11 protein-coding genes are annotated in these 12,272 nt (G+C 59.6%); 8 read left to right on the top strand and 3 right to left on the bottom strand.

Annotated elements, in window-relative coordinates:
• Positions 1 to 63: 63 nt before the first annotated feature.
• A complete protein-coding gene (locus CFBP5499_RS09255; RefSeq protein WP_080824760.1) occupies positions 64 to 1,110 on the bottom strand; it encodes an NAD(P)-dependent alcohol dehydrogenase in 1,047 nt (348 codons plus the stop codon).
• 189 nt (positions 1,111 to 1,299) lie between these two features.
• Between CFBP5499_RS09255 and CFBP5499_RS09250 the strand changes: the two genes are divergently transcribed.
• The 3 genes from CFBP5499_RS09250 to ilvC all read left to right on the top strand — a co-directional run bounded on the left by CFBP5499_RS09250 (position 1,300) and on the right by ilvC (position 4,311).
• Entirely contained in the window at positions 1,300 to 2,205 is a 906-nt protein-coding gene (locus CFBP5499_RS09250) for an AraC family transcriptional regulator (RefSeq protein ID WP_080824761.1), read from the top strand.
• A 385-nt stretch (positions 2,206 to 2,590) separates the two neighbouring features.
• Positions 2,591 to 3,244: a TetR/AcrR family transcriptional regulator gene (locus CFBP5499_RS09245; protein ID WP_080824762.1), complete on the top strand. Its 654-nt coding sequence runs from the start codon at positions 2,591 to 2,593 to the stop codon at positions 3,242 to 3,244.
• Positions 3,245 to 3,291: 47 nt separating this feature from the next.
• Complete coding sequence (ilvC, locus tag CFBP5499_RS09240; RefSeq protein ID WP_080824763.1) at positions 3,292 to 4,311, top strand: ketol-acid reductoisomerase; 1,020 nt, start codon at positions 3,292 to 3,294, stop codon at positions 4,309 to 4,311.
• Positions 4,312 to 4,363: 52 nt separating this feature from the next.
• Here the strand turns inward: ilvC and CFBP5499_RS09235 are convergent, their stop codons facing one another.
• Together CFBP5499_RS09235 and CFBP5499_RS09230 are read right to left on the bottom strand one after the other, a co-directional pair.
• On the bottom strand, positions 4,364 to 4,930 hold the full coding sequence (locus tag CFBP5499_RS09235) for a hypothetical protein (protein WP_130932423.1): 567 nt from the start codon (positions 4,928 to 4,930) through the stop codon (positions 4,364 to 4,366).
• 4 nt (positions 4,931 to 4,934) lie between these two features.
• The gene (locus CFBP5499_RS09230) at positions 4,935 to 5,390 is read right to left on the bottom strand and encodes an RbsD/FucU family protein (protein ID WP_080824765.1); all 456 of its coding nucleotides are present in this window, start codon (positions 5,388 to 5,390) and stop codon (positions 4,935 to 4,937) included.
• 274 nt (positions 5,391 to 5,664) lie between these two features.
• On the opposite strand from CFBP5499_RS09230, the gene CFBP5499_RS09225 reads away from it, so the two are divergent.
• From CFBP5499_RS09225 to CFBP5499_RS09200, 5 genes are all read left to right on the top strand, one after another.
• Positions 5,665 to 6,909: a PLP-dependent aminotransferase family protein gene (locus CFBP5499_RS09225; protein ID WP_080824766.1), complete on the top strand. Its 1,245-nt coding sequence runs from the start codon at positions 5,665 to 5,667 to the stop codon at positions 6,907 to 6,909.
• Positions 6,910 to 7,242: 333 nt separating this feature from the next.
• On the top strand, positions 7,243 to 8,226 hold the full coding sequence (locus CFBP5499_RS09215) for an ABC transporter substrate-binding protein (protein WP_080824767.1): 984 nt from the start codon (positions 7,243 to 7,245) through the stop codon (positions 8,224 to 8,226).
• 9 nt (positions 8,227 to 8,235) lie between these two features.
• Complete coding sequence (locus CFBP5499_RS09210; protein WP_080824768.1) at positions 8,236 to 9,930, top strand: ABC transporter permease; 1,695 nt, start codon at positions 8,236 to 8,238, stop codon at positions 9,928 to 9,930.
• Positions 9,918 to 10,946 carry an ABC transporter ATP-binding protein gene (locus CFBP5499_RS09205; protein WP_080824769.1) on the top strand — a complete coding sequence of 343 codons (1,029 nt, stop codon included), beginning with the start codon at positions 9,918 to 9,920 and terminating at the stop codon, positions 10,944 to 10,946. Before CFBP5499_RS09210 ends, CFBP5499_RS09205 begins: the two co-directional genes overlap by 13 nt.
• 200 nt (positions 10,947 to 11,146) lie before the next feature.
• On the top strand, positions 11,147 to 12,256 hold the full coding sequence (locus CFBP5499_RS09200; RefSeq protein ID WP_130932424.1) for an endonuclease/exonuclease/phosphatase family protein: 1,110 nt from the start codon (positions 11,147 to 11,149) through the stop codon (positions 12,254 to 12,256).
• Positions 12,257 to 12,272: the final 16 nt, after the last annotated feature.

Genomic DNA, 12,272 nt, shown 5'->3' with positions numbered 1-12,272 from the left:
AACAAAGGAAAGGGCGGGAAGCGTGGCTTTCCGCCCTTCTTTATTTGGTCGTCTCTGCGTGTATCAAGCGTCGAGCGAGGCCATGTCGATGACGAAGCGGTAACGCACGTCGCTCTTCAGCACGCGCTCATAGGCTTCGTTGACGTCCTTGATATCGATCTTTTCGATCTCCGAAACGATGTCGTGCTTGCCGCAGAAATCCAGCATTTCCTGGGTTTCCTTGATCGAGCCAATCATCGAGCCGGCCAGCGAACGGCGGGCAGGAATGACCGAGAATGCGTGGACCGGGATCGCATGTTCCGGCACGCCGAGCAGAACCATCGTGCCATTGACCTTCAAGAGGTTGAGGTAGGCGTTCCAGTCGATTTCGGCCGAAACGGTGCACAGGATCAGGTCGAAGGCGCCGGCGAGCTTCTCAAAGGTCGAGGCGTCGCTGGTGGCGTAATATTCCTTTGCGCCGAGCTTGAGGCCATCTTCCTTCTTCGACAGCGTCTGCGACAAGACGGTGATATCGGCGCCCATGGCCGAACCGATCTTCACGCCCATATGGCCAAGGCCACCCATGCCGACGATCGCGACCTTCTTGCCGGGGCCAGCATTCCAGTGCTGCAGCGGCGAATAGAGCGTGATGCCGGCGCAGAGAAGCGGCGCGGAGGCATCGAGCGGCAGGTTGTCCGGGATGGAAAGGACGTAGTCTTCCCTGACGACGATATGGTCGGAATAACCGCCCTGGGTCGCGTTCTTGCCGTCCCGCTCAACGGAATTGTAGGTCTGAACGAGACCCGGCATATACTGCTCATTGTCGACATCGCGTGTGGCGCAGCCGACGCAGGAATCGACGAAGCAGCCGACGCCGACATGGTCGCCGACCTTGAACCGGGTGACCTTGGAGCCAACGGCCCGCACGACGCCGGCGATTTCGTGGCCCGGAACAATCGGGTAAACGGCATTGTGCCATTCGTTGCGGACGGTGTGGATGTCCGAGTGGCAGATGCCGGCATATTTGATATCGATGACGACGTCGTCATCATTCGGCTCGCGGCGTTCGAAGGTGAACGGGGTAAGCGGCTTCGACGCGTCGGTCGCAGCATAACCTCTTGCAATAGCCATCTGAATATCCTTTCGGGAGTTGGGGACGGCGGAATATGCAATGGAAGTGTAAAGGGGCGTTAGAGCGATCCTCCGAGGTTTTTGCACGATCCTGCAAAAAATACCCCGCGTGCTCTTTGCGGATGTCGGGCGGCTTTCTAGATAAGTGACATCAAATACATCTCGACCTTCAGTTAAGGGATTCCCCCCATGTCCTTGCCGTTCAATGTCTATCAGGAGATCGCCTCCATTGCCGCGCGGCACGCCACCCAGGACGGTGAGGTGCGGACGGCGATCGAATCCCTCGGCATCAGTCGGCGCACGATACCCAGCGCGCCGTGCCACGGCAGCTACCGCCCCTCTCTGGCACTCGTGATCCAGGGGTCGAAAAGTCTTCAGCTGGGAACGGACACCATCAATTACGGTGCCGGTGATTATCTTCTCACGTCGCTTGATCTGCCGGTTGCATGGCGAGTGGTGGAGGCGAGCAGGGAGGTGCCGCATTTCTGTGTCGCCCTTGCCATCGATAGTGAAAAGCTGCTCGATCTCATGCGCCGCGTACAGATCGATCCGCCCGCGGAGCCGACGAATGCGCAGCGGGGCATCGTCGTCAACAGGGCCACGCCGGAGCTTCTCGATGCGGCCATACGGCTCCTGCGCTTGCTTGATCGTCCAGCCGACATTGCCGCCATGGCACCGCTGATCGAGCAGGAGATCCTCTATCGCATCCTGACCGGACCGGCCGGCGGGCAGCTGATGAACGTCATCGCGGCCGGCAGCCATGGCAACCGCATCGCCCGCGCCATCGCCTGGCTGCGCGAGAATTTCGCACGCCAGTTGCGAATCGAAGAGCTGGCCGAACAGATCGGCATGAGCGTCTCGTCCTTCCACCATCATTTCAAGACGATCACGGCCATGACGCCGGTCCAATATCAGAAGCAGCTTCGCCTGCATGAGGCGCGCCGGCTGATGCTGCTGGAGCGGCTGGATGCCGGCACCGCCGGTCATCGCGTGGGTTATCAAAGCCCGTCGCAGTTCAGCCGCGAATATAGCCGGTTTTATGGACTGTCGCCGTCGCGGGATGTCGACGCCTCGCGTGAGATTGCGGCGGGGTAGATTGGGGTTGTCCGCTCATCGTGGATCGATGGTGGGTGTGGCTTACCCCCCTCTGCCCTGCCGGGCATCTCCCCCTCAAGGGGGGAGATCGGCAAGACGCGCTTCCGCTGCTTCATTCTCGAATTTTGAGATGGGCGAGACCTTGCCGCAGTTCGATCTCCCCCCTTGAGGGGGAGATGCCCGGCAGGGCAGAGGGGGGTAAAGCCCCACCCACCTCGATCCGCTACCGACGTATAACCTCTGTAAGGTTCCCCTTCATACTGCGGGGCTGTGTCAATTCTCATCTCCCTTTAAAGAATCCGCTTGACCCCGTCGCCGCCTCCGCTTAAATGGCGCTCGAACCGTACCGTACGGTACATTAATCGAGCCCCTGGAGTGGAAAGACTTGGCTTCCGACCCGATCACAGCGCAGGAATTTTCGCCGCGCCAGAACGCCGTTCTGGACCAGGCATTGCGTCTATTGGTCGAGGGCGGCGAGAAAGCGCTCACCACATCGGGGCTGGCGCGGGCCGCCAACTGTTCCAAGGAAAGCCTCTATAAGTGGTTTGGTGACCGGGACGGCCTGCTGGCCGCGATGATCACCTTCCAGCAGAGCAAGGTCCGCACCTTCGAGAAGGCGGGCGACCGCGTCTCCGCGCCGCAGCTTGCCGATCACCTCGAGGTTTTCGCGCATGATTTGCTCGACGTCTTGGCGGGCGACGTGTCGCTGGCGCTCAACCGTCTGGCCGTCGGGCAGGCGAGCCGAGATGGTTCCAAGCTTGGTGATCTCCTGCTGGAGCGTGGCCGTCGCCAGATTGACCGCCGCGCCCGCGGGTTGATCGAGGCAGGTCGCCGTTCCGGCTATCTGCGTTTCGATGATGCCGAAGAGGCATATCGCAGTTTTTACGGCCTCATCGTTTCGGATCTGCATGTGCGCATGCTGCTGGGCGAGGCGCCGGACAAGGATTTTTCCGCCCGGGCAAAGAAGGCGGTCGTCGCCTTTCTGACGCTCTACGGGACGGAAAAGGTACATTCGGAACTGGGCGGCAAGGTCACCTAAGGTTCCGGTAGAGACAACAGAGACAAGTATTAGGGAAGGACCATAAAATGCGCGTTTATTATGATCGTGATGCCGATCTCAATCTCATCAAGTCCAAGAATGTCGTCATCGTCGGTTACGGCTCCCAGGGCCGCGCCCATGCGCTGAACCTCAAGGATTCCGGCGCCAAGAACGTCGCCATTGCGCTCAAGGCCGGTTCGCCGACCGTCAAGAAGGCCGAAGCCGACGGCTTCAAGGTCATGACCGTTGCCGAAGCCGCCAAGTGGGGCGATCTCATCATGATGGCAACGCCTGATGAATTGCAGGCCGACATCTACAAGGCCGACATTGCCGGCAACATCCGTGATGGCGCAGCCATCGCCTTCGCACACGGCCTCAACGTTCACTTCGGCCTCATCGAGCCGAAGGCTTCGCTCGACGTCGTCATGATCGCACCGAAGGGCCCCGGCCACACGGTTCGCGGCGAATACCAGAAGGGCGGCGGCGTTCCCTGCCTCGTTGCCGTTCACCAGAACGCTTCCGGCAATGCTCTCGAACTCGCTCTCTCCTACGCCTGCGGCGTTGGCGGCGGCCGTTCGGGCATCATCGAAACCAACTTCAAGGAAGAGTGCGAAACTGACCTCTTCGGCGAACAGGTCGTTCTGTGCGGCGGTCTCGTCGAACTCATCCGCGCCGGTTTCGAGACGCTGACCGAAGCCGGTTACGCACCTGAAATGGCCTATTTCGAGTGCCTGCACGAAGTAAAGCTGATCGTCGATCTGATCTATGAAGGCGGCATCGCCAACATGAACTACTCGATCTCCAACACGGCTGAGTGGGGCGAATACGTCACCGGTCCGCGCATCATCACTGCCGAGACCAAGGCTGAAATGAAGCGCGTCCTGCACGACATCCAGACCGGCAAGTTCACCTCTGACTGGATGCAGGAATATCGCTCGGGTGCTGCCCGCTTCAAGGGCATCCGCCGCATGAACGACACCCACCAGATCGAAGAAGTCGGCGCCAAGCTGCGCGGCATGATGCCCTGGATCGGCAAGAACAAGCTGGTCGACAAGGCCGTCAACTAAGCTTCATTGCTTGGTGGAAATTATGGAGGCCGGGGCGGAAGCTCCGGCTTTTTTATAATTCATAAGCGGACCCTAGAAATATGCCCTCTACACTGTCTGAAACGCTTTCAATATAAGTGTTGATCGCGACCAGAAGGTCAGTCAGAGCAAAGTATTTCCTATCGAATTTATCCGATTTTATTGAGATAGCAGCATCCATTTCTTCTCTTATGTCGAGCCATTTATTCAGATCAATACGTCCGGCAACGTACTCCATGGTTCCAAAATCCTTGAATACAGTGATTTCGTTTCCGTGAATAACGTTTCCTATTATATTCCAAGCACTGTCTACGCGGACTTTCTCACTGTTAGCTGGCGTCTCGTCTGATATGCGGACGTTTTTCGATTTTAGGATTGGGATGGTTTGGGTGATTTCAGCAAATCGCCTTGCGGATATGCATAAGATCAGTAAGTCTTTTCTGCACAAATTTTCCGCGACGCTGTAATATTCGCCATGGTCTAAAATCTTCAAACTTCGAGATGTTGCATATGATGCTAAGCGGCTGATCGCCTCAACGGCATCAGCGTACGCGTGCTTGCAGAGATCTCTGTCTATCTTCGGTACTTTATTTCCCGCCATCGCTCTACCCCGCATGTGGAGGGATGACACCCTTCGTCAAAAGGAAGCAGCCGTAGAACCGGCTCTCGCCTGTCGTGATGACACAATAGGCCTGTTTGGCTTTTTCGTAGAAGGCGAAGCGTTCGATGCCATACATGGGGGCTGATTTTCCTTCCGCCGCGTCGATTTCCGTCTGTACCTCGGCCTGCACCGGTTCGAGCTGATCGGGTGCGCCCATGACTTCCATGCGGCCGACCGAAGGTTGAAGCGGCGTATCGAGCGGCAGGACGGACAGGATCGCGTTCATGGCGCGGGCGGCCGAGACGTTGTCGATATGCAGCACCTTGCCGACTGTCGTGTGGCGGGCAACCGAGTCAGAGGGGAAGTTGGTGTCCGAGATCACCAGCGTATCGCCGTGGCCCATAGCGCGCAGTGCGTGCAGAACATCGGCATTCAGCGCCGGGTCGATATTTTTCAACATGTCTTCGAACTCCCATCATGGTCATGCCGTCTGCGGCACCGGCGCGCAATCCAGCCGGAAAACCATGCCGCGTCAATCGCAAAGGTGTGATTGTGAAGCTTTGCGCAAGGGTGTATTTGGCGTTGTCCGCAAATCGGGCCTCAATGGAGGTCGGTTCTGGGCAATGTGCAGGGAGGCAGAAATTAATTCGAAAAACTGATAAGTCAGTATTGCTGACATATCGACATTTCTGTAAAGATGCACGCATAAAAACGACACAAGAGGAAACGTACCCATGCTAGATTGGGAACAAATTTTCGCCACGCGCTCTTCGCGCATGAAAGCGTCTGAAATCCGCGAGCTGCTGAAGCTGCTCGAACAGCCCGATATCATCTCCTTTGCCGGCGGCATTCCGGATCCGGCTCTCTTCCCCGCAGAGGAGTTCCAGCAGGCTTACGCGGAAATTTTTTCCGGTGCGCAGGTCAACGCCGCCCTGCAATATTCTGTCAGCGAGGGTTACAAGCCACTGCGCGAATGGCTGGCGGGCGAGATGGACAAGATCGGCATCGACTGCACGGCCGACAACGTCTTCATCGTTTCCGGTTCGCAGCAGGGCCTCGATTATCTCGGCAAGCTGTTCCTGTCGCCGAAGGATACGGCGCTGGTCACCTGGCCGACCTATCTCGGCGCGCTTTCCGCCTTCAACGCCTATGAGCCGAATTACGACCAGCTGAACCCCGGCGGCAACCGCACGCCCGAGGCTTACCGCGAAACGGCCGCCAAGCTTGGCGGTGCGGTGAAGTTCGCCTATCTCTCGGCGGATTTCTCCAATCCGACCGGCGAAACCGTCGATCTGGCCGGCCGTGAAAAGGTTCTGGCGCTGGCCGACGAGCTTGACATCGCCGTCATCGAAGACGCCGCCTACCAGTCGCTGCGTTACGATGGCGAGGCGGTGCCGCCAATCATGGCGCTCGACATTGCCCGCTCCGGCGGCATCGAGAACACCCGCACCATCTATTGCGGCAGCTTCTCCAAGACGCTCGCTCCCGGCCTTCGCGTCGGTTACATCGTCGCTTCCGCGCCTGTCATCCGCAAGCTGGTGCTGATGAAGCAGGCCGCCGACCTGCATTCCTCCACCATCAACCAGATCGCCATCGAACGCGTAGCCTCGCGCGGCTTTGACAGCCAAGTCGCCAAGATCAAGGCAGCTTACAGCGCACGGCGTGATGCGATGCTCTCCGCGCTCGAAAAATACATGCCGAAGACGACCAGCTGGACCAAGCCGGAAGGTGGCATGTTCATCTGGGTCACGCTGCCGGAAGGGATGGATGGCGCCGCACTGCTGGCAAAATCCATCGCCACGGAAAAGGTCGCGTTCGTTCCGGGCCGGGCGTTCTTCGCGGATGGTTCCGGCACGAATACGCTACGCATCAGCTTCTCCTGCGCCAACGAGGCGATGATTGAAGAGGGTATGAAGCGGCTTGGCCGGTTGATTACGAGGGCGCAGGCGGAAACGAGTGAGGTGCTTGCGGCGATTTGAGGGTTGCGCGGTATTCGGCAGCGATGGAGGTTGTGGCGTTACCCTCCTCTGTCCTGCCGGACATCTCCCCCACAAGGGGGGAGATCGACCCGTGGCGAGGTATCGCCCATCTCAACGTTTGAGAATGAAGTTGTGAGAGAGCCTCTTGCCGATCTCCCTCCTTGTGGGGGAGATGCCCGGCAGGGCAGAGGGGGGTAAGCCCCAAGTGCCAGGGGACATTGTTCCTCTCGATCAAGACGGCCCCAAGAGAACCCACCCCAAAAATCCTGCCTGTCACATACATGTTATGCAATCATGTTTAAGCGGTCCCATCGAACAACAGGGACTGGACCCATGAAAACGCTGCTCTCCGCTTTCACCGCCATCGTATCGCTCGGCTTCATCGCCACCGCTGCCAATGCCGCCGATCTGGTGCTCTATACCAGCCAGCCGAACGAGGACGCGCAGGCGACCGTTGATGGTTTCAAGGCCGCCAATCCCGGTCTTGAAGTCGAGTGGGTGCGTGACGGAACGCCGAAGATCATGGCCAAGCTGATGGCTGAGATCAATGCTGGCAATCCAGTTGCCGACGTGCTGTTGATTGCCGACACCGTGACGCTGGAGCGCATGAAGCAGGCCGGTCAGCTTCTGGCCCACAAGTCTGCCGAAGCCAAAAATATCGACGCCTCGCTTTATGATGCGGACGGCTTCTATTACTCCACCAAGCTCATCACGACAGGCATCATTTACAACACCGCTGCCGCGATGAAGCCGACGAGCTGGAAGGATTTGGCCAAGGCTGAAGCCAAGGGTCTCGTGACCATGCCGAGCCCGCTCACCTCGGGTGCGGCGCTGATCCATGCGCAGACGCTTGCTGCTGCCGATGGTCTCGGCTGGGACTATTACAAGCAGCTGAAGGCCAATGAAGCCATTGCCGGCGGCGGCAACGGCGCGGTTCTGAAGTCCGTTGCCTCAGGCGAAAAGGCTTACGGCGTGGTCGTCGATTACATGCCGATCCGCGAAAAGGCCAAGGGCGCGCCGGTCGAGTTCGTTTTCCCGGAAGAGGGTGTTTCGGCCGTCACCGAACCGGTCGCGATCATCAAGGGCACCAAGCACGAAGAAGCTGCCAAGAAGTTCGTTGATTACGTGCTTTCGGAAAAGGGCCAGCAGGGCTTTGTCAAGCTCGGCTACATCCCCGTGCGCGCTGATGCCGGCATGCCGGAGGGCTTCCCGGCCCGCGACAAGATCAAGGTTCTGCCACTCAGCGCCGCTGATGCGCTGAAGAACTCCGAACAGGACCTCAAGACCTTCTCCGATATCTTCGGCTCCAAGGGCTGATATAGGGGAATGACCCGTTCCAAGGCTTATGGAAGCAGCCAGCCGCGCTGGCTGTTTCCTTTTGTGGTCAGTGTCGTTTTTGCGCTGAGCGCCCTGCCGCTCGGGCGCCTCGCCTATACCGGCATCGTCTCGTCACTCAATGGTGATATATGGCGACTTCTGGCTGATCCCTCTCTCTGGGATGCGGCGCTGAACACGCTCTCCACCTCGTTTTTCGGCATGCTGATTTCACTCGGCATCGGCGGCGCCTTCGCGCTTGCACTGACGCTCTGCGACATACGCGGCAAGTCGATCCTGAGTTTTCTGTTCATGCTGCCGATGATGATCCCGCCGCAGGTGACGGCGCTGTCGTGGATCGGCATGACCGGCCCGTCGAGCACGCTGTTGAAGGCCGTCGGCCTTGCGCCGCCGATGGGATCGCCGCAGCCGCTTTATTCCATTGCCGGTATAGCGTTGTTGCTCGGCGTGCAGCATGCGCCGCTCGTTTATCTGTCGCTGCGTGCCGGCCTGCTGGCCTTGCCGCAGGACGGCATCGAGGCCGCCAAGCTTTCCGGTGCTTCGCCGCGCCGCGTGCTGTTCGATATCATCCTGCCGCTATCGATGCCGGGATTGATCGCCGGGGCGGCGATCTCCTTCGTTTCCAATGTCGGCAATTTCGGCATCCCGGCGATCCTCGGCATTCCGGCCTCGATCTTTACCCTGCCGACGCTGATCTACAGCCGTTTCGCCAGTTTCGGCACCAGCACCTTCGGCGATATCGCCATTCTCTCGACCATGATCGCCATCATTTCCGTGGCCGGGCTTGCGTTGCAGGAGCGGGCGATGAAGGGGCGGGATTATCGTATCATCGGCCTTTCCGGCAAGGCGGCGACTTTCGGGTTGGCGCGGTGGCGGGTGCCGGCGGAGCTGGCCCTGTGGCTCGTGCTGTTCTTCATGCTGGTCGCGCCGCTGACGGCACTGGTGGCAAGTTCGTTCGCTCCCGCCTATGGGGTGCCGCTTAGCCTCAAGACCGCGACGCTGCATGCCTATGAGGAACTGCTTTACCGGCAGAGCGTCACCCGTACCGCCTTCCGCAATTCGCTGTTTCTGGCGACGGCCACATCGCTTTGCCTGCTGGCGGTGACGGTGTTGACGGCCTATTTTCTGGTGCGTGGCAAGAGCCGTTTCATGTTCCTGCTTTCTGCGCTGGTGGATATTCCCTATGCGCTGCCGGGCGTGGTGATTTCCGTCTCCTTCGTGCTGCTCTTTGCTGCCCCCATTCCGCTGCTGGGAGTAACGCTCTACGGCACGATCTGGATCATATTGCTCGCCTATTTCTCCTCCTTCTTCGCCGTCAGCCTCAAACCCATGGTCAGCGCCTTCCTGCAATTCGATCCGTCGCTGGAAGAGGCGGCGCGGCTCTCCGGCGCCGGCTTCTGGCGGCGGCTGAAGGATATCATCCTGCCGCTGGTGGGGCCGGCGGCTGGCGCTTCCCTCATCCTCGTTTTCCTCATTGCCTGCAACGAATTGACGGTCTCGGCGCTTCTCTGGTCCGCCGGGACGCAGACGCTCGGCGTCCTCATCTACAATCTCGATGACAGCGGCAGTTTCGATCTCGCCTCCGCACTTTCGGTGCTCGTCGTCATCATGGTCATTATCCTCATGGCTCTGCTCGAAATTCTGGGGCGCTATCTGCCGAAAGGAGTCGTCCCTTGGCGAAACTGATCCTCAACCGCCTGTCGAAAAACTTTGGGGCAGGTTCCAAGCCCGCCGTGGATGACGTGTCGCTGACGGTGCGTGACGGCGGTTTCCTGGCGCTGCTCGGGCCTTCCGGCTGCGGCAAGACGACGGTGCTGCGCATGATCGCCGGTTTCGAACAGCCGACCGATGGTTCCATCCTGCTTGGCGAACGCGTGCTGGCCGATGCGGGCAGCATGGTGCCGCCGGAGCGGCGCAACATGGCGATGGTGTTCCAGTCCTATGCGCTGTGGCCGCATATGTCGGTGGCCGACAATGCTGGATATCCTCTCAAGGTGCGTGGCATCTCCGGCGAGAAATACCGCGAAAAGGTGCGTCAGGCACTTGCCGCCGTCCGCCTCGAGAGCTTTGCGGATCGCCGCCCCGCTGAATTGTCCGGCGGCCAGCGGCAGCGGGTGGCGCTCGCCCGCTGCCTCGTTACCGAGCCTGACGTGGTGCTGCTTGACGAGCCGCTCGCCAATCTCGACCGGCATCTGCGCCAGGAGATGGAGGAGACGTTTCGCGATTTCCACGCCCGTTCCGGCGCGACGATGATCTATGTCACGCATGATCAGGCCGAGGCCATGGCGCTGGCAACCGATGTCGCCGTCATGTCGCAGGGCAGGCTGCTTCAGGTCGCGGCGCCAGCGGAGCTTTATGCGCGGCCGGAGGGCAGGCTGGTCGGTTCACTGGTGGGGCAGGGGGCGATCCTCAATCTGCCGGTGCCGGATGAGGCGTCGCGCGATCTCGACTGGGCGGGGCTTCGGGCGGCCACGGAAAACGGCGGGCAATCGCCGCGGGCGGATATTCTCGTGCGGCCGCAGGATGTGGTGCGGGATGCCGACGGAATTGCTTGCACCGTTACCTCGGTTCTTTATGAGGGCGAGCGTTATGCCCTGCGTCTCGATCTTCCGGATGGGCAGGCGCTCCGGGCCTATTCGCGTGAAGCGGTTGCGGTCGGGGACCGGCTGCCGGTCGCCATTCGTGCGGGGTGGCGGCTTTAGATAAGGGCGTGAGTGCGGCAGGTCCGATTTTTCCTGCCCTGAAGTTCTCCCGTCATACCGGCTCAAGGCCGGAACGACGGAAAAAGATGTGGCTGTGGGTGAGAGGCTTGCGTCACCTTAGCTTCGTTCGTCTTATGAGAACTCCACTGGCGATGCTGAGTTGGAATCGCTAATCTCGGCCTGCAAAACAGGAATGACCCATGTCGCTTCGGCTCGCCACCTTCAATATCGAAAATCTCCTCACCCGTTTCGATTTCACCGGCTTTCGCAACCAGACGCGGCGCGACAGGGCGATCCAGCTTTTCGATATCAGGGATGAGGCGACCTATCAGGCGCTGGAAAGCGCGCGCATGGTGTCTTCCACCGACGATACGCGCCAGCTTTCGGCGCTCGCCATTGCCGATGCGGATGCCGATATTCTCTGCCTGCAGGAAGTCGATAACATGGCCGCGCTGCAGGCCTTTGAATATGGTTATCTCTACCGCATGGTCGGCAATGGCTACCTGCAGAAATATCTAGTCGAGGGAAATGACAGCCGCGGCATCGATGTCGCTGTCGTCATGCGCGAGCAGACGCGCGACGGCGATAAAATCGAGGTGGTGGACATCAAGAGCCACGCGGCGCTGACCTATCGCAATCTCGATCTCTTCAATCCTGCACTCGCCGCGACCAACCAGATCGATGACAAGATTTTCAAACGGGATTGCCTGGAAATTGACCTCCGGATCGGCGGCAAGCCGTTGACGCTTTACGTCACGCATTTCAAATCCATGACCAATGTCCGTGACGCAGTGGATGCGCGGATCGCCACCATGCCGATCCGTGAGGCGGAAGTCATGGCGGTTCGCCGCATCATCGAAAACCGCTGGGGCGTGGGCAATACCCACAACAAGAATTTCGCGATCTGCGGCGATATGAACGACTATCAGGAGCGCGTTGCGATTTCCGGCGACAGGCGTAGCGGCTACAGCTTCGCGCCCGTCGAGGAGGAGCGCAGTGCGCTCGATATCTTCACGGCTGATGGTTTCGTGGTCAATCCGATGACGCGCCGCGACGTCATGGATCGCTGGACGCTTTATCACTCCCGCGGACCGCAGGAACAGCATCTGTGCCAGCTCGACTATGTCTGGCTGTCGCCGCGCCTGGCGGAAACCAACGCCACGCATGTTCCCGAAATCGTCCGCAACGGCCAGCCTTTCCGCACGGTGTTCCCGCCGGGGCAGGACGTGGAGCGTTATCCCCGCACGGGCTGGGATCGCCCAAAGGCATCCGACCATTGCCCTGTCGTGATGACGCTGGATCTGATCTAGAGCGCGCTCAATTCGT

This window comes from Agrobacterium tumefaciens (genome assembly GCF_005221325.1).
GTDB lineage: Bacteria > Pseudomonadota > Alphaproteobacteria > Rhizobiales > Rhizobiaceae > Agrobacterium.
The sequence above is the reverse complement of the archived record's forward strand: the minus strand, read 5'-3'. Positions and strand labels throughout refer to the sequence as shown.